The organism is Acinetobacter sp. KS-LM10, assembly GCF_036896575.1.
GTDB classification, from domain to species: Bacteria; Pseudomonadota; Gammaproteobacteria; order Pseudomonadales; family Moraxellaceae; genus Acinetobacter; species Acinetobacter avistercoris.
On the sequence record NZ_CP145906.1, the window covers coordinates 1,611,486 to 1,628,826 of the forward strand.

16 protein-coding genes are annotated in these 17,341 nt (G+C 39.5%); 12 read left to right on the forward strand and 4 right to left on the reverse strand.

What is annotated here, in order from left to right; all coding sequences use genetic code 11:
• Positions 1-14: 14 nt before the first annotated feature.
• The 3 genes from clpS to V5M36_RS07355 all read left to right on the forward strand — a co-directional run bounded on the left by clpS (position 15) and on the right by V5M36_RS07355 (position 3,245).
• Positions 15-443 carry an ATP-dependent Clp protease adapter ClpS gene (gene clpS, locus V5M36_RS07345; RefSeq protein WP_338563635.1) on the forward strand — a complete coding sequence of 143 codons (429 nt, stop codon included), beginning with the start codon at positions 15-17 and terminating at the stop codon, positions 441-443.
• 9 nt (positions 444-452) lie between these two features.
• Complete coding sequence (gene clpA, locus V5M36_RS07350) at positions 453-2,729, forward strand: ATP-dependent Clp protease ATP-binding subunit ClpA (protein ID WP_338563637.1); 2,277 nt, start codon at positions 453-455, stop codon at positions 2,727-2,729.
• A gap of 162 nt (positions 2,730-2,891) precedes the next feature.
• A complete protein-coding gene (locus V5M36_RS07355) occupies positions 2,892-3,245 on the forward strand; it encodes a YnfA family protein (RefSeq protein WP_338563640.1) in 354 nt (117 codons plus the stop codon).
• 62 nt (positions 3,246-3,307) lie between these two features.
• Here V5M36_RS07355 and argF read toward each other — a convergent pair whose 3' ends face one another.
• Both argF and V5M36_RS07365 read right to left on the reverse strand, forming a co-directional pair.
• On the reverse strand, positions 3,308-4,228 hold the full coding sequence (argF, locus tag V5M36_RS07360) for an ornithine carbamoyltransferase (RefSeq protein WP_338563643.1): 921 nt from the start codon (positions 4,226-4,228) through the stop codon (positions 3,308-3,310).
• Positions 4,229-4,349: 121 nt separating this feature from the next.
• The gene (locus V5M36_RS07365) at positions 4,350-4,994 is read right to left on the reverse strand and encodes a TetR/AcrR family transcriptional regulator (protein WP_338563646.1); all 645 of its coding nucleotides are present in this window, start codon (positions 4,992-4,994) and stop codon (positions 4,350-4,352) included.
• Positions 4,995-5,225: 231 nt separating this feature from the next.
• On the opposite strand from V5M36_RS07365, the gene prpB reads away from it, so the two are divergent.
• Positions 5,226-6,110: a methylisocitrate lyase gene (gene prpB / locus V5M36_RS07370; protein ID WP_338563648.1), complete on the forward strand. Its 885-nt coding sequence runs from the start codon at positions 5,226-5,228 to the stop codon at positions 6,108-6,110.
• A gap of 4 nt (positions 6,111-6,114) precedes the next feature.
• A complete protein-coding gene (gene prpC / locus V5M36_RS07375) occupies positions 6,115-7,251 on the forward strand; it encodes a bifunctional 2-methylcitrate synthase/citrate synthase (RefSeq protein ID WP_338563650.1) in 1,137 nt (378 codons plus the stop codon).
• Between the two features lie 206 nt (positions 7,252-7,457).
• On the opposite strand, the gene glnG is transcribed toward prpC, so the two are convergent.
• Positions 7,458-8,939 carry a nitrogen regulation protein NR(I) gene (glnG, locus tag V5M36_RS07380; RefSeq protein ID WP_338563652.1) on the reverse strand — a complete coding sequence of 494 codons (1,482 nt, stop codon included), beginning with the start codon at positions 8,937-8,939 and terminating at the stop codon, positions 7,458-7,460.
• Positions 8,926-10,035, reverse strand: a complete 1,110-nt coding sequence (gene glnL / locus V5M36_RS07385; protein WP_338563654.1) for a nitrogen regulation protein NR(II) — start codon at positions 10,033-10,035, stop codon at positions 8,926-8,928. Before glnL ends, glnG begins: the two co-directional genes overlap by 14 nt.
• A 359-nt stretch (positions 10,036-10,394) precedes the next feature.
• On the opposite strand from glnL, the gene rimO reads away from it, so the two are divergent.
• The 7 genes from rimO (at position 10,395) to rseP (ending at position 17,311) form a co-directional block, all read left to right on the forward strand.
• Positions 10,395-11,738 (forward strand): 30S ribosomal protein S12 methylthiotransferase RimO, encoded by a 1,344-nt coding sequence (gene rimO / locus V5M36_RS07390; protein ID WP_338563656.1) that lies wholly within the window; start codon positions 10,395-10,397, stop codon positions 11,736-11,738.
• A 71-nt stretch (positions 11,739-11,809) separates the two neighbouring features.
• Positions 11,810-12,538 (forward strand): UMP kinase, encoded by a 729-nt coding sequence (gene pyrH, locus V5M36_RS07395; RefSeq protein ID WP_338563658.1) that lies wholly within the window; start codon positions 11,810-11,812, stop codon positions 12,536-12,538.
• A gap of 79 nt (positions 12,539-12,617) precedes the next feature.
• Complete coding sequence (frr, locus tag V5M36_RS07400) at positions 12,618-13,172, forward strand: ribosome recycling factor (protein WP_338563659.1); 555 nt, start codon at positions 12,618-12,620, stop codon at positions 13,170-13,172.
• A gap of 8 nt (positions 13,173-13,180) precedes the next feature.
• Positions 13,181-13,939, forward strand: a complete 759-nt coding sequence (gene uppS / locus V5M36_RS07405; protein ID WP_338563661.1) for a polyprenyl diphosphate synthase — start codon at positions 13,181-13,183, stop codon at positions 13,937-13,939.
• A complete protein-coding gene (locus V5M36_RS07410) occupies positions 13,932-14,756 on the forward strand; it encodes a phosphatidate cytidylyltransferase (RefSeq protein ID WP_338563663.1) in 825 nt (274 codons plus the stop codon). Before uppS ends, V5M36_RS07410 begins: the two co-directional genes overlap by 8 nt.
• Positions 14,757-15,953 (forward strand): 1-deoxy-D-xylulose-5-phosphate reductoisomerase, encoded by a 1,197-nt coding sequence (gene ispC / locus V5M36_RS07415; protein WP_338563665.1) that lies wholly within the window; start codon positions 14,757-14,759, stop codon positions 15,951-15,953. It abuts the gene before it with no gap.
• Between the two features lie 2 nt (positions 15,954-15,955).
• Positions 15,956-17,311, forward strand: coding sequence for an RIP metalloprotease RseP (gene rseP, locus V5M36_RS07420; RefSeq protein WP_338563667.1), 1,356 nt, complete (start codon positions 15,956-15,958; stop codon positions 17,309-17,311).
• Positions 17,312-17,341 lie beyond the last annotated feature (30 nt).

A 17,341-nucleotide genomic window follows, 5' to 3' on the forward strand; every position in this document is an offset into this window, starting at 1 on the left:
AGATTTAGAGAATTATGCGAAGTAATAAACGTCAAGCTTGCTTAAAAGACATTAAATTATCATTTGATCGATCTGGTTATGTGGATTGGCACTTTGATCCTCGTTTGGCTGGCTCAGACAATGGTGATGCTGAACATCATGATCAGGAAGGTGATATTGCTGTTCAGACTGCACCACCACAATTTAAAAAACCACCGTTATATAACGCCGTATTGTTGAATGACGATTACACGCCAATGGACTTTGTAATTGAAATTTTACAACAATACTTTGCATTGAACCTTGACCAAGCCACTGAAGTAATGCTAACAGTACATTATGAAGGTAAAGGTATTGCTGGCGTTTATCCAAGAGACATTGCAGAAACCAAAGCAAACCAAGTCAATAATTATGCTCGATCTCAAAGTCATCCATTACTTTGTCAGATCGAACCACAAGAATAAGGGGATCTCATGCTCAGTCGTCAATTAGAAGTTTCATTACGTTTGGCTGTTAGCATGGCTCGTCAAAAGAGACATGAGTTTCTGACCGTCGAACATCTATTATTGGCTTTATTAGACAATGACTCTGCTGTAAATGCTTTAAAAGCATGTGGTGCAGAGATCGTCAGCTTGCGTAAAGAATTAGAGGAATATGTAGAACAGCATACGCCTAAACTGGGTGAGAACAGCGAACAAGCTCCTCATCCAACAGAAAGTTTTGATCGCATTTTACAGCGTGCTATTTTCCATGTGCAATCTAGCGGTGGTGATCGTACTGTCGAGGGTGCAGATGTTTTGGTTGCAATGTACTCAGAACGAGATTCATTTGCGGTTTATTTATTGAAACGTCACCAAATTAATCGTTTAACCTTGACGCAATATTTGTCTCATGGTGGTCGTAAAGAAGAAATCCAAGTTGAAGAAGAATCTGAAGAGTTGGATGGTGAAACAGGTGCATCTGCGAATGCGGGACCTTTGGAGCTTTATACTGTTAACCTAAATGTTGAAGCACAAAAGGGTAAAACAGATCCGCTCATTGGCCGTGAGAAAGAGATTGAGCGAACAGCGCAAATTTTATGTCGCCGTCGTAAAAATAATCCACTTTTAGTCGGTGATCCAGGTGTGGGTAAAACTTCGATTGCGGAAGGTTTGGCTTGGTTGATTGTGAATGGTAAAGCACCAAAACCGCTTGAAAATGCTGAAGTTTATAGTCTGGATATTGGCTCATTGGTTGCAGGGACAAAATACCGAGGTGATTTTGAAAAGCGCTTGAAACAATTGTTGAACGCATTGAAGAAAAAACCTGAAGCGATTTTATTTATAGATGAAATTCACATGATTATCGGTGCGGGTTCAAGCATGGGAAGTACGATGGATGCATCGAACCTCATCAAGCCTGCATTGGCCAATGGAACTTTACGTTGCATTGGTTCAACGACTTTCCAAGAATACCGTCAGGTTTTCGAAAAAGATCATGCTCTATCTCGTCGCTTCCAAAAAGTGGATGTGAATGAGCCATCGATTTCAGAAACCATTGATATTCTACGTGGCTTGAAATCTAAATTTGAAGACTTTCATCACGTTCAATATGAAGATCAGGCGCTTATTTCAGCGGTTGAACTTTCAGCAAAATTCATCAATGATCGTTTCTTACCAGACAAAGCCATTGATGTGATTGATGAGGCGGGTGCTCAACGACGTTTAAAAGCTGAACAAGACAACACAATCATTACCGTGGAAAATGTCGAAGACATCGTGTCTAAAATAGCGCGTATTCCACCGAAAACGGTATCTAAAGATGATAAGTCTGTACTTGAGCATTTGGAGCGCGATTTAAAACGTGTTGTCTTTGGTCAAGATGAAGCAATCACAGCATTATCTTCTGCGATCAAATTATCTCGTGCAGGATTGAAAGCACCAGATAAGCCAGTCGGTAATTTTGTTTTTGCAGGTCCAACAGGTGTAGGTAAAACTGAAGTCACTAAGCAATTGGCTAAATTGTTAGGTGTTGAACTGGTTCGTTTTGATATGTCTGAGTACATGGAACGACATGCGGTTTCGCGTTTAATTGGTGCGCCTCCAGGTTATGTTGGATATGACCAAGGTGGTTTGTTGACTGATGCAATTCATAAAAATCCGCACTGTGTCTTGTTACTTGATGAAATTGAAAAAGCACATCCTGATGTCTTTAACTTGTTGTTGCAAGTCATGGATCATGGCGCGCTAACTGACAATAATGGTCGTAAATCTGATTTCCGTAATGTGATTATTGTATTAACTACAAATATTGGTGCAGAGAGTATTTCGCGGACCAGCATTGGTTTTACTGAGCAAGATAACAGTAATGACAATCAAGAAGCGATGAAGCGTGCATTCTCACCTGAATTCCGTAATCGTTTAGATGGTGTGATTCAATTTAAATCCTTGCCATCTACTGTGATTGAATCTGTAGTTGATAAGTTCCTGACTGAGTTGCAAGCACAACTGGATGATAAGAAAGTGGTGCTTGAAGTCGATCAAAGTGCTCGAGATTGGATGATTGAACATGGTTATGATCGTCTAATGGGTGCACGCCCGATGCAACGTTTAATTCAAGAACATTTGAAGAAACCGCTTGCGGAAATGATTCTGTTTGGTGAGTTAGCGGAAAATGGCGGGAACGTGTCTGTATCAGCGAAAAAAGAGAATGGCAAAGCAGTGGGTTTGAATTTAGAAGTCTTTGAAGATCAAGCTGCTGAGCCTGCATAATATTTAAAAATTCAGTTTAAACCCGTGCATGCACGGGTTTTTATTTACTTTGGTTTTCAAATACCTTTGTTAAAAAATTTTTGTTTTAAAAAACTTTGTTTTAAATAGTTTGGTTTTAAATCTTTAGATTTTAAAGATAATAATTTAGCTATGGGACGTCTTATGGATATACAAATAACCAAACTATTAAGTACCTTGGCTCTTTTTTTTATCACAGCATTGATGGAAATCTTAGGTTGTTATTTTCCCTATTTGATTTTAAATCAGGGTAAGACGCATTGGTATTGGGTGCCTACGTTATTGGCCTTAGCAGCATTTGTTTGGCTTTTGACTTTGCATCCAGCAGCATCGGGGCGTATCTATGCAGCATATGGCGGTATTTATATTATCAGTGCATTAATGTGGTTGTATTTTGTAGATCAAGTCAAATTAACCCATTGGGATTTGCTAGGTGGGTTGATTGTTTTAATCGGTGCGGCACTTATTATTTTACAGCCGCAAGGGTTAATTCGTTAGTTGACGCTATAAAAATCATCTATAAAAAAAGCACCCGAAAGTGCTTTTTTTATAGTGGAGACTTAGTCTTTTCTTAAATTTTCATTGATTAAGAATTCAACCAAGGCTTTCTGAGCATGTAAGCGGTTTTCTGCCTCATCCCAAACCACAGCATTTTTATGGTCAAGCATATTTTCAGAAATCTCTTCACCACGATGTGCTGGTAAGCAGTGCATAAATAAGCAATCTGGGTGAGCTAAATCCATCAGGCGTTCATTGACTTGATAATCAGCAAAAGCAGCCTCACGAATCTTTTGTTCTTCTTCTTGACCCATACTTGCCCAAACGTCAGTCACGATCATATCTGCATTTACCGCAGCATCTTCAGCAGAGCTAACCAATTCTGCACAATGTGCAAACTCAGACATAAATTCAGGTTTTGGTTCATAGCCTTTAGGGGTCGCAATTTTTAATTTAAAGCCCCACATATGTGCAGCTTCAATATATGAATTACACATATTGTTGCCATCACCAATCCAAGCGACAGTTTTACCCTGAATAGAACCGCGGTGCTCGACATAGGTTTGTACGTCTGCAAGCAATTGGCAAGGATGATGATCATCTGTTAAAGCATTAATTACAGGCACTTTAGAGTATTCAGCAAAGCGCGTTACAATGTCATGTCCAAAGGTACGAATCATCACGATATCAAGCATACTTGAAATCACACGTGCTGAATCTTCAATCGGTTCGCCACGGCCCAGTTGAGTATCGCGGGAAGACAGGAAAATTGCACTACCACCAAACTGGCTCATCCCAGCTTCGAATGAGACACGGGTACGTGTGCTCGATTTTTCGAAAATCATTCCCATTACTTTACCAACAAAGGGTTGGTAGACTTCATTGAGGTGTTGCAGGCGTTTTAATTCGATTGCACGCTCAATAATGCGGTTTAATTCTGCAGTAGAAAGGTCACGTAAAGTAAGAAAATGTCGTAGAGCCATGGGTACTCCACAATCTTTGCTAGGCCAATATCATATTGAACCACAAGAGATTGTTGGTTAGTGAAAAAACAGAGAATCAACTAATATACTATATGTAAGCAGAATTGCAAAAAAACTAGCGTTATTGATGACCGTCTAAGAAGCGATCAACTGAATATACGATGTAATCGGTGGTTTCTTGATCGGATTCATCCGCTGAAATACCCATCAAAATACACCATTCTAAATTTCTTAAAATTCCAAAATAAAGTTGCGCTGAAAATAAAGGATTTTTACAGGTTAAAAAGCCTTTTTGATCCGCTTTTTCTAAGGCATTTGCAATATCGAGTTGAACCTTTTTAGGTCCTTTTTCATGGATTGATACTGCAAGTTCAGGGTTTCGTTGCGCTTGTTCAAATACCAGACGCATAAATGCAGTATTTTCAGGTTTTTTAATATGATAATAAAAATTGAGTAGGGTGTTGATTAAATAATCACGGAGGCTGGATGATAAAGGGTCATAAGGAATACAAATGTCTTTAAAACATTGCTCACGACGATAGTCACAAATGGCTGTGAATAGCCCTTCTTTATTGCCAAAATACTTATAGATAGAGGCTTTAGAGCCACCAGCATGATGGACAATATCATCTAAAGAAACGGCATCATAACCACGTTCTAAAAATAAAGTATTGGCACTCAATAAAAGCGCTAAGCAGCGTTCATGTCCACGTTTGGTCTGTGGGACATCACGAGATAGAGGTTCAAATTGAGCTAAATCATGCATCTTTAAGAAAAACTGCCGAAGTGTATAAATAAGATTGCCATCATAGCAAATTTATGTACACATTGCTTTGATGAATCCGTTCATAAAATCAATCAATGTGTAAAGAATGAATGAAGATTCACTTTATATGACTAAAGTTTTAGAGTAAAAGCCCTATTTGGTCATTTTAGATTAAAAAATTGTGTTTATACTCAAACTTCAAGAATGATAGAAGAAACTGTGGAATAGGATATGACAGAACAAACATCTGCAGGCTTAAAATTTAGAAAAGCATTAGAAATTGAAAAGCCGCTACAAATCATGGGTACAGTAAATGCCTACGCAGCCATGATGGCAAAACAAGTTGGTTATAAAGCCATTTATTTATCCGGCGCAGGTGTTGCGAACTATTCTTACGGATTACCCGATTTAGGTATGACCAGTTTAGATAATGTATTGGAAGATGTACGTCGGATTACTGAGCGTGTAGACACGCCTTTGTTGGTCGATATTGATACAGGTTGGGGTGGCGCATTTAATATTGCTCGTTCAGTTAAACAAATGATCGCTGCTGGTGCAGCTGCTATTCATATTGAAGATCAAGTTGCGCAGAAGCGCTGTGGTCATCGCCCAAATAAAGAAATCGTGACTCAACAGGAAATGGTTGATCGTATTAAATCGGCAGTAGATGCAAAAACAGATGCGAATTTTGTGGTTATGGCACGAACCGATGCCTTACAAAAAGAAGGCTTAAATGCGGTAATTGATCGTGCTTGTGCGTGTGTTGAAGCTGGTGCGGATGCCATTTTTGCAGAAGCGATGACCGACATTACGATGTATAAAACTGTATGTGATGCAGTCGGTGTTCCTGTACTTGCGAATATTACTGAATTTGGTGATACGCCATATTATACCAAAGATGAATTAGGAGAGCAGGGTATTGCGATGGTGCTTTATCCATTATCACCAACACGCGCAATGCAGAAAGCTGCGCTTGAGGTGATGCAATCTATTCGTAAAGAAGGTACGCAAGTGAACGTACTTGATAAAATGCAACAACGAAAAGAACTTTATGATTTTTTGGATTATCACACTTTTGAAAATACCTTAGATAAATTGTTCACTCAGGAGAAATAAAAAAATGGCTGAAGGAAAAGTACTTACTGGTGCAGGATTGCGCGGACAAGTGGCAGGAAAAACCTCCCTTTCTACTGTAGGGAAAAGTGGAGCGGGTCTTACCTATCGTGGTTATGATGTGCGAGATTTGGCTGAAAATTGTCAATTTGAAGAAGTGGCTTATCTCATTTTCTTTGGTGAATTGCCGACCACTGAACAATTAAAAACCTATAAAGCAAAACTAAAATCACTTCGCACTTTACCGCAAAATTTAAAAGATGTACTTGAACGTATACCAGCTGATTCTCATCCAATGGATGTGATGCGTACAGGCGTCTCAATGTTGGGTAATCTTGAAACTGAAAAATCCTTCGATGATCAACAAGATGTAGCTGATCGTATTCTCGCTACACTTCCAGCGATTATTTGTTATTGGTATCGTTTTAGTCACGATGGTGTGCGTATTGAAGAAAATACGGATGACGATTCAATCGGTGCTCAGTTCTTGCATTTACTTCGTGGCGAAAAACCAAATGAATTGCATGAACAAGTCATGAATGTGTCTTTGATTCTTTATGCTGAACATGAATTCAATGCATCAACATTTACCGCGCGTGTATGTGCTTCGACATTGTCTGACATGCATTCATGTATCACAGGGGCGATTGGTTCTCTTCGTGGTCCTTTACATGGTGGTGCGAATGAAGCTGCGATGGAAATGATTGAAGCTTGGAGTTCACCAGAGGAAGCTGAGCGTGAAATGCTGGGCAAGCTGGAGCGTAAAGAAAAAATCATGGGCTTCGGTCATGCAATTTATAAAGACAATGATCCTCGAAATGACATTATTAAAATTTGGGCTGAAAAATTAGCCAAAGATGTGGGTGATCAGGTTCTTTATCCAGTATCTGTTCGTTGTGAAGAAGTCATGTGGCGTGAGAAGAAACTATTCTGTAATGCTGACTTTTTCCACGCTTCGGCATATCACTTTATGGATATTGCAATGAAACTGTTTACCCCAATTTTTGTGATGTCACGTGTAACAGGTTGGGCTGCACATGTAATGGAACAACGAGCAGACAACCGTATTATTAGACCTAGTGCGGATTATACCGGGCCTGAATTACGTAAAGTTGTTCCTATTGCTGAGCGTGTCGCTGCATAAATTAAAAATATGATGATCAAATAAATAAAGCCTCCTATGAGGCTTTATTTATGTCTTTAAAATTTGATGCTCTGAATATTTCATTTTTAAAAATGCATAAAGTAAAAGTTGAGCGGTTAAAATTGTCGCTTGTTAAGGAATGGTTATTTGCATAATTCAATGCGTATTCCATGGAATACACATTGAATTAAAATTTACCATGCACTTTAAGAGGTGATGATTTCCTCATCGTCTTCTTCTGCTGTGTCCATTCCTAATTCTTTAAGTTTACGTGTAAGCGTGTTTCGTCCCCAACCGAGTAATTCAGCAGCATGACGTTTACGTCCACGTGTTTGTTGAAGTGCTGCATTTATTAATGTGCGTTCAAACATCGGCGTGGCAATATCAAGTAATTTCATCTCACCATTTTTAAGCTTTTGAATGGCCCATTGGTTAAGTAATTCATCCCAATGTTGAATCGCGATAATATTTGGATGCGCATGCGGATTGTTGGGGTCGTCCGATTTTGTAATCGGAATTTGTTTCAATTCAGAAGGTAAATCTTCAGGATAAACCTCACGCCCTGTGATCATGACGGTCAACCAGCGACATGTATTTTCAAGTTGACGGACATTACCTTGCCAAGGCAATTGCTGCATATAGGCCACAGTTTCTGTGCGTAAGATTTTAGGGCTTACACCCAGCTCTTTACCTGCTCTGGCTAGGAAATGCTGAGCCAGCATTGGAATATCTTCTGAGCGGTGAGCAAGTTTCGGAATATGAATTCGAATCACATTAAGACGGTGGTAGAGATCTTCACGGAAACGTGCGTCTTGCACCAATTTTTCTAAATCTTGATGCGTTGCCGCAACAATACGGACATCAACACGAACAGGAATGTGTCCGCCTACACGATAAAACTCGCCATCTGCCAAAACACGAAGTAAGCGTGTTTGTGTTTCAAATGGCATATCGCCAATTTCATCTAGGAAAAGTGTTCCACCATTGGCTTGCTCAAAACGACCTTGACGTTGGGAATTGGCGCCGGTAAATGCACCTTTTTCATGTCCGAAAAGTTCAGTTTCAATCAGGTCTTTGGGAATTGCAGCCATATTCAACGCAATAAACGGTTTAGCGCCGCGTGGTGAATGGCGGTGCAGGGCATGCGCAACCAATTCTTTACCTGTACCCGATTCACCATTAATAAGTACAGTAATATGTGATTGCGACAAACGGCCAATCGCACGGAATACTTCCTGCATAGCAGGAGATTCACCAATAATTTCAGTTGACTGAATCGGTTGTACTAAAGATTTGGCAGACTCTTGTTGTTGTAACTTGTTAATGTGCATGATGGCACGATTGACAAGTGCCAGCGCTTCATCAATATCAAAAGGTTTCGGAAGATACTCAAAAGCACCGGTCTGATAACTCGACACAGCCGACTCTAAATCTGAATGTGCGGTCATAATAATCACAGGGAGATCTGGGTAGCTGCCTTTGACCTTGGCTAAGAATGCTAAACCATCAATTCCAGGCATGCGAATATCTGTCAAAATAACATCAGGCGTATCATCAGCAAGTTGATCTAAAGCAGATTGAGCCTCTTCGAAACTGGTAACATCAAAACCTTCTTCTTTAAAAGTTTTCTCAAGTACCCAACGCATGGCACGATCGTCATCAATTACCCAAATTTTATTTCGCGACATGGTTTAACTCCCAAGGTATATAAAGGCTAAATATTGTTTTTCCTGGAATTGACTGGCATTCAATCATTCCATTGTGTTGATGCATAATATTTTGAGCAATACTGAGTCCAAGTCCTGTGCCTTTGGCGCGACCTGTAACCAGTGGATAAAAAACAGATTCTAAGATGTCTTCAGGTACACCGGGTCCATTGTCCTGAATGTCGATACGTATCGCAGAACGGTGTAATACACTATTAATAGTAACTAAGCGTTGTATACGCGTTCTTAAAATAAGTTCTGGTTGTTGTTCTGTGAAAAACTCTTTATTTTCTGTCATTGCTTGAACCGCATTAACACTGATGTTGAGCATGACTTGAATCAGTTGATCTCGATCTGCTTTAACTTCAGGTAATGAAAGATCATAATCGCGGATAATGTTAATTTTCTTTTTGGTCTGATTCACGATGAGAGAGCGGACACGTTCTAATGGATCATGAACATTTACAGGCTCATAACTTGGGAGTTGCCGAGAACCCAGCATCGTGTCAGCCAGATTACGTAAACGATCAACTTCACTAATAATAATATCGGTAAATTCAGCATATTTAGGATCATTTAAGCTACGCGCCAATAGTTGGGTTGCGCCGCGTATTCCACCCAAAGGATTTTTAATCTCATGCGCCACACCTCGAATCAATTGGCGTGCGACTTGGTGTTGTTGAATGAAGTTTTCTTCTTTTGAGATCTTCAACATTCGATCAATCGGATTGAGCTCTATTAACAGTAAAGGGTGGTAGGGTTTCCCTGTATTGAGTTGCGCCACTGAGTAGTCAACATGTACATCTTTAAAATTGACGATAATGGTGGCTTCACGTCGTGTATAAGCTTGACCTGTTTTTAAACTATTATTTAAAGCATCTTCGGTATTAAAGGCATCACCCGGTGACTGTAAGATATTCAGTACGGGTTGTCCTAACGCACGTAACAAACTGATATCAAATAAAGCCTCACATGAGGAATTGAGATAAAAAATATTTAAATGATGGTCCACCAGCAAAATGGCTGTGCTTAAGTTATCTATAAGTAGTCGATAGTCAATCTGAGGTTGTTGATCCATTAACTCAATAATCCTGTCTTAAAATAGCGCATTTGCGATCTGATCAAATTTATATGTGCTCATAAAGAGGCGTAATTACAGATTAACGTCCCTTAATAAAGCAAAATACAAGCCAACTTTTTCTAATTGATGTATTTCGAGCGTTAAAAATGAAAAAAACTGCGATTATTTTTTAATATGAAGCTTTGTAACGATATTTAGAATTTCATAAGACTATCACTGCTCCAAAATAGTGCAACAATAATATTTTAATAAATATGTGGATATATTTTGGTGCGTTATACAAAGAGTGAAGTTTTCAACTGTTTTTATGAAAGGAAAAGTCATACAATACGCGGATTATAGTGGAGCGCAGATTCATGAAATCCCCCAAAGTCGGTTTTGTTTCTTTAGGTTGTCCTAAGGCATTGGTAGATTCCGAGCGAATCCTTACGCAGTTAAAGACTGAAGGTTATGATGTAGCATCGGATTATGATGGTGCTGATTTAGTTGTTGTGAATACCTGTGGTTTTATTGAATCTGCAGTACAAGAATCTTTAGATGCGATTGGCGAAGCCATGAGCGCTAACGGCCGCGTTATTGTGACGGGTTGTTTAGGTAAAGATGAAGACAAAATTCGTGCAATGCATCCGAACGTTTTAAAAGTAACAGGTGCAGCAGCATACCAAGATGTGATGGAAGCAGTACATGAATATGTACCTGCGCCACCGAAGCACAATCCGTTTATTGACCTTGTTCCTGAACAAGGTATTCGTTTGACCCCCAAACATTATGCATATTTGAAAATATCTGAAGGCTGCAACCATCGTTGTACATTCTGTATTATTCCAAGCATGCGTGGTGACTTAGTTTCACGTCCAGTTGGGTCAGTGTTGTCTGAAGCACAAGCATTAAAAAATGCAGGTGTAAAAGAAGTCTTGGTGATCTCTCAAGATACATCGGCTTATGGTTTAGACACCAAATACAAATTAGATTTCTGGAATGGTCAACCTGTTAAAACCAAATTCTTTGACATGTGCGAAGCATTGGGTCAATTGGGTATTTGGGTACGTTTGCATTATGTTTATCCATATCCACATGTGGATGCGGTGATTGACTTAATGGCACAAGGTAAAATTTTACCGTATCTTGATATTCCTTTTCAGCACGCCAGTCCGCGCATCTTAAAATTGATGAAGCGACCAGCTCACAGTGAAAACACGCTAGATCGTTTAAAAGTTTGGCGTGAAAAATGTCCAGACTTGGTGTTACGCTCAACTTTTGTTGTGGGTTTCCCAGGTGAAACTGAAGAAGACTTCCAGATTCTTTTAGATTGGCTCAAAGTTGCTCAATTGGATCGCGTAGGTTGCTTTACTTATTCTCCAGTAGAGGGTGCAACTGCAAACGATCTACCTGATCATGTGCCTGAAGAAATTAAACAAGAACGTTATGAACGCTTCATGCAAGTTCAGCAAGAAATTTCTGCAGCTAAATTAAAAAATCGTATTGGTCGCACGATGACAGTATTGGTTGATGATTTAGATGAAGAGTTTCCTGTTGCGATTGCTCGTTCATATGCAGATGCGCCTGAAATTGATGGTAATGTATTTGTAGAAGATATTGATAAGAGCCTCATTAAGTCAGGTGACTTACTCGAAGTTGAGATTACGGATGCTGACGAATATGATTTATTCGCCAAACTCATCCGAATCAAATCTGCTTAATTTTTTTTGATGCGTATAAGTCATTAAATAAGTAAAACGTATTGACGATATAAGATATTGGAGTTTGAGTAATGTTGGATTCGAAAAAACCACGCTTTGGGCGTATCTTGTTGAAATTATCTGGTGAGGCACTTGCTGGTAATAAAGATATGGGGATTGACGCACAAGTGCTTGATCACATGTCTTTAGCAATCGCTCATTTAGTCGGTTTAGGTGTGCAAGTGGGTATCGTCGTCGGTGGTGGTAATTTGTACCGCGGCAGCCAATTACAAAAAGATGGCTTGGTCGGTCGTGTGACAGGTGACCAAATGGGTATGCTTGCAACAGTGATGAATGGTTTGGCATTACGTGACGCGCTAGTACGTCGCAATATCAAAACACGCTTAATGTCTGCATTACCAATTGGAACTGTGGTTGAGTCTTACTCAAGTCGTGATGCTATTCGTCATTTAACACGCAATGAAGTATGCGTATTTGTAGCGGGTACAGGAAATCCATTCTTTACGACAGATACTGCTGCATGCTTACGTGGTATTGAAATCGAAGCAGATTTAATTCTTAAAGCAACCAAAGTTGACGGTGTTTACAATAAAGACCCAAGCAAATACGAAGATGCGGTAAAACATGACACCTTGACCTTTGATCAGATTTTAGATGAAAAATTAGGTGTGATGGATTTAACTGCTATTTGCTTATGCCGTGACCACAACGTGCCATTGCAAGTTTTTGATATGAATAAATCAGGCGCATTGCTTTCAGTGGTCATGGGTGAAAAAGAAGGGACTCACGTTACAAACTAATGTACGTGAGGCTTAAAGCTCTTTATACTAGCCAAAATTTAAGTTAAACCTTTAATATATATTAAGTAAGGAAGATCAAATGATTAACGATCTTAAAAAAGACAGTGAAGACCGCATGAACAAGACTTTAGAGTCTATGGAACATGGTTTTGCTAAAGTCCGTACTGGTCGTGCGCATCCATCAATTCTAAATGGCGTGATGGTTTCTTACTATGGTTCTGACGTAGCTTTAAACCAAGTGGCGAACGTTGGTGTAGAAGATTCGCGTACGTTACTGGTTCAACCTTTCGAACGTACGATGGTTGCGGCAATTGACAAAGCTATTCGTGAAGCTGATTTGGGTTTAAACCCAATTACTGCTGATGCGATTCGTGTTCCAATGCCAGCATTAACTGAAGAAACGCGTCGCGACATGCAGAAAGTAGCACGTACAGAAGCTGAAAATGCAAAAATTGCGATCCGTAATATTCGCCGTGATGTGTTAGGTGATATTAAATCATTGTTAAAAGAAAAAGATATTTCTGAAGATGATGAGCGTCGTGCAAGTGATGATATTCAAAAAATTACAGATAAATTTGTAGCAGAAGTTGAAAAACGTCTTGCTGCTAAAGAAGCAGAGTTGATGAAGGTCTAAGTTCTATAATGACCATATCAGAAGAGCAAGTTCTTCCGAAACATGTTGCCATCATTATGGATGGCAACAATCGTTTTGCAAAAAAGAAACACTTACCCACGGGTGACGGTCACCGCGAAGGTAAGAACGTCCTAGATCCTATTGTTGAACATTGTCGCAAAGTGGGTGTGAAAGCACTGACTGTTTACGCGTTCTCAAGTGAAAATTGGAATCGACCTAAATATGAGGTTGATTTGTTGATGCAATTGTTGATGGAGACAGTGCGTGAACAGATCCCACGTATGGAAGAATTCAAAATTGGTCTTCGATTTATTGGTGATCGCAGTCGTTTAAGCACAGAATTGCAAGAATTAATGTTGCTAGCCGAACAAAGGACTGATAAGTTTACTGACATGATACTTACCATTGCAGTCAGTTATGGGGGAATGTGGGATATTACACATACTGCCAAAAAAATGGCTCAATTGGTCAAAGATCAGAAACTAGATGTCGAAGATATTGATATTGATTTGTTCGGTCAGTCTATGAGTTTAGGGGATTTACCTGCTGTTGATCTCATGATTCGTACGGGTGGAGATTACAGATTGTCCAATTTCTTATTGTGGCAAGCGGCTTACGCTGAACTGTATTTTACAGAAACTTTGTGGCCTGAATTTACAACACAAGAATTGGACCATGCTTTTGGGGTTTTTCTAGGACGCGAAAGACGTTTTGGTAAAACGACAGAGCAAATTCTAAATGATAAAATAGAGAAAAATAATGTTTGAGCGGATAATTACCGCGTTGGTTTTGGTGGCTGTTGTCCTGAGTTGTATGTTTGCAACCACATCAATTTATCCAATGTTAGTTTTGATGATTATCGCTGCAGGTGGAGCAGGTTATGAGTGGTTTAAGCTCATGCCTCGCCAGACTGAACAAGTGAATAAATTAAAAGCAGGATGCTTTGGTGTCTTAACTGCGGTTGTATCTGGCTTAGCCTTATATTTTAATGATCTTGCGCTCATTCTTTGGAGTGCCTCAATTTTTACTTGGTTAATCAGCCTTCAATGGGTGAGAAGTTATCCTCAATATGATGGTTGGTATAATCAATCGCTTAATATTTTAGGCTTGGTGATTATCAGTGCTGCTGTCACTGCAATTTTTGAAGTTTGGGTCGCATCAGCTTGGTGGTTGATGTATCTGTTTCTCTTGGTGTGGGGTGCAGATAGCGGCGCTTATTTTGTCGGCCGAAAAATCGGTAAGCGTAAACTCGCTGCAGAAGTGAGTCCAAATAAGTCTATTGAAGGACTTATAGGCGGTATTGTTACCGCTATTATTATCATTGTTTTTGTTCAATCCACATACTTGAATCTCTCCATTGTTCAACATGTTTTGTTTTTAATACTTTCATTATTAACTGTCTTTAGCTCAGTACTCGGTGATTTATTTGAGTCTATGATTAAGCGCAGAGCTGGAATTAAAGATTCAGGTCGTGTTTTACCAGGTCATGGTGGTGTATTGGATCGAATTGATTCTTTACTCGCAGCAGCGCCTATATTTGCTGCTGGTTTATATGTGTTAAAACTTATTGGTGTAGATTTATAAATGTCTCAATCTGTTTGTATATTGGGTGCAACTGGCTCAATTGGTCAGAGTACTTTAAAAGTTTTAGACCGCCATCCTGAAAAATATTCAATCTTTGCACTCTCTGCATACAGTCGAATCGAAGAGTTGGGTGAAATTTGTAAACAGTATCAGCCTAAAGTTGTCGTTGTACCTTTTGATAAGGTGGATCAGCTTCAAAAGGTATTTAAAGAAAAAAATCTAAAAAATATTGAAATATTGACAGATAAAGAAGGTCTAATTACGGTTGCTAAGCATCCTGAAGTTGATGTGGTCATGGCGGCCATTGTGGGTGCAGCAGGGTTGTTGCCAACCTTAGCAGCAGTACATGCGGGGAAGCGTGTTTTATTAGCAAATAAAGAAGCCTTGGTGATGTCTGGTGACATCATGATGCAAGCCGCGCAAAAAAGTGGTGCTTTATTGCTTCCTGTTGATTCAGAACATAATGCGATTTTTCAGTGTCTACCACAAAACTATCTTCAAATTGAAACCAACCAAGAACCACAATTGGGCGTGTCACAAATTTTATTGACAGCTTCTGGTGGTCCTTTCTTGAATCATAGTTCAGATCAATTAAAACATGTGACGCCTGCTCAAGCCTGTAAGCATCCAAATTGGTCGATGGGTCGGAAAATCTCGGTGGATTCAGCAACGTTGATGAACAAGGGATTGGAGCTCATAGAGGCGTGTCATTTATTTTCAATTAAAGAACATTTTGTTACAGTGGTTGTGCATCCACAAAGTATTATTCATTCCATGGTTCAATATATTGATGGTTCGACTTTGGCACAAATGGGTAATCCAGATATGTGTACTCCGATTGCTCATGCTTTAGCATGGCCTGAGCGTATAGAGACTCATGTGCCACCGCTTGATTTATTTGCACTTCATCGTTTAGATTTTCAAGCGCCCGATACCGATCGTTTCCCAGCATTGACGCTTGCACGTCAAGCGATGCAGAGTGGTGGATTGGCACCTGCGATTTTAAATGCATCTAATGAAATTGCGGTTGAAGCGTTTTTGAATGAACAGATTGGCTTCATGGATATACCCGCTGTAAGCGATTTTGTCTTAAATGAAATTGCCAATTCAAGTGCTGACACACTTGATATGATTTTAGATATCGATCGTCAAGCACGCCAATCGGCACAGCATCGCATTATGCAATTGAGTAAATGATCATGAGTGTCCTATTTATTATTGTTGCAGCCATTTTGCTTTTGGGTCCTTTGATTGCAATTCATGAATTTGGGCATTATTGGGTCGCACGTAAGTTGGGTGTCAAAGTACTGGTGTATTCGATTGGCTTTGGTCCAACGTTGCTCAAATGGACATCTAAAAAATCAGGTGTTCAGTACCAGCTTTCTGCTTTACCACTGGGTGGTTATGTGCGGATGTTGGATGAACGTGAAGGCAATGTGAGTGCAGAAGATTTGCCTTATGCATTTAACCGTCAGTCTCCATGGAAACGTATTGCAATCGTTGCAGCTGGTCCGCTGATTAATTTAATCTTTGCAGTTTTGTTATTTTGGATCTTATTTTTACCTGCTCAAGAGCAACTTAATACTCGTGTAGGTAAAGTGGTAGAAAATACACCTGCTGCATTGGTCAACATACAGGCGGGCGATAAAATTGTTGCTGTTGATGGAGCGGACACAGGAAACTGGGAAAAACTTCATTTTGCGCTGGTAGATCGCGTTGGTGAAACTGGACATATTCAAATTCAAGCAGATCGTAATGGTGAATTAAAGAATTTCAATTTACCCATTCAGAATTTTTTAAATGATCAATCTGAATCTCCCTTAGATATATTGGGATTTTTACCTTATAGACCGAGCATTGAAGCTGTTGTATATAAGTTAAGTGAAGGTGGTGCAGCCAGTCGTCAAGGCATGAAAGAGGGTGATCGAATTGTTGCTGTTGATGGACAAAAAATTAATGATTGGTTTGATGTTGTCGATATCGTACAGAAATCACCTGAAAAATTATTAAGCTTTGATGTACTTCGTGATGGTAAATCAGTCCAGTTGCAAGTGATGCCGCAAGGTAAGCGTGACAACATGGGGAATACGACAGGTTTATTGGGTGTGCAAGCACAATCTAGTCAAATCAATATTCCTGCTGAATATAAACACACAATTCAGTATAATCCAGCTGAAGCTTTTGTGGTCGCTGTTGAAAAGACAGGGCAATTATCGGCAATGATTGTTAGTTCAATCGCGAAGATGGTGCGAGGGTTAATAGGTCTTGATAATCTCTCAGGTCCGATTACTATCGCTAAAGTTGCCGGACAAAGTGCTGAAATGGGCTGGAAAACTTTTATTTCCTTTATGGCTTTAATGAGTGTTAGTCTTGGTGTGCTGAATTTATTACCCATACCAATGCTTGATGGTGGACATCTGGTTTATTATATTATCGAGCTCATTCGTGGTAAGCCTGTTTCTGAACAAATACAATTAGTTGGGCTGAAAATTGGTATGGTGTTGCTCGGAAGCATGATGTTCCTTGCAATATTCAATGATTTTATGCGTTTATAAACGTTTTAGATGAAAAATTAACTTACTGGA

Bases quoted from the DNA above. Each gene is read 5' to 3' on its own strand.
- clpA (WP_338563637.1), top strand. From the start codon at position 453: ATGCTCAGTCGTCAATTAGAAGTTTCATTACGTTTGGCTGTTAGCATG.
- glnL (WP_338563654.1), bottom strand. From the start codon at position 10,035: ATGGATCAACAACCTCAGATTGACTATCGACTACTTATAGATAACTTA.
- frr (WP_338563659.1), top strand. From the start codon at position 12,618: ATGATTAACGATCTTAAAAAAGACAGTGAAGACCGCATGAACAAGACT.
- rseP (WP_338563667.1), top strand. From the start codon at position 15,956: ATGAGTGTCCTATTTATTATTGTTGCAGCCATTTTGCTTTTGGGTCCT.
- prpC (WP_338563650.1), top strand. From the start codon at position 6,115: ATGGCTGAAGGAAAAGTACTTACTGGTGCAGGATTGCGCGGACAAGTG.
- rimO (WP_338563656.1), top strand. From the start codon at position 10,395: ATGAAATCCCCCAAAGTCGGTTTTGTTTCTTTAGGTTGTCCTAAGGCA.
- V5M36_RS07355 (WP_338563640.1), top strand. From the start codon at position 2,892: ATGGATATACAAATAACCAAACTATTAAGTACCTTGGCTCTTTTTTTT.
- argF (WP_338563643.1), bottom strand. From the start codon at position 4,228: ATGGCTCTACGACATTTTCTTACTTTACGTGACCTTTCTACTGCAGAA.
- V5M36_RS07410 (WP_338563663.1), top strand. From the start codon at position 13,932: ATGTTTGAGCGGATAATTACCGCGTTGGTTTTGGTGGCTGTTGTCCTG.
- V5M36_RS07365 (WP_338563646.1), bottom strand. From the start codon at position 4,994: ATGCATGATTTAGCTCAATTTGAACCTCTATCTCGTGATGTCCCACAG.
- clpS (WP_338563635.1), top strand. From the start codon at position 15: ATGCGAAGTAATAAACGTCAAGCTTGCTTAAAAGACATTAAATTATCA.
- ispC (WP_338563665.1), top strand. From the start codon at position 14,757: ATGTCTCAATCTGTTTGTATATTGGGTGCAACTGGCTCAATTGGTCAG.
- pyrH (WP_338563658.1), top strand. From the start codon at position 11,810: ATGTTGGATTCGAAAAAACCACGCTTTGGGCGTATCTTGTTGAAATTA.
- glnG (WP_338563652.1), bottom strand. From the start codon at position 8,939: ATGTCGCGAAATAAAATTTGGGTAATTGATGACGATCGTGCCATGCGT.
- uppS (WP_338563661.1), top strand. From the start codon at position 13,181: ATGACCATATCAGAAGAGCAAGTTCTTCCGAAACATGTTGCCATCATT.
- prpB (WP_338563648.1), top strand. From the start codon at position 5,226: ATGACAGAACAAACATCTGCAGGCTTAAAATTTAGAAAAGCATTAGAA.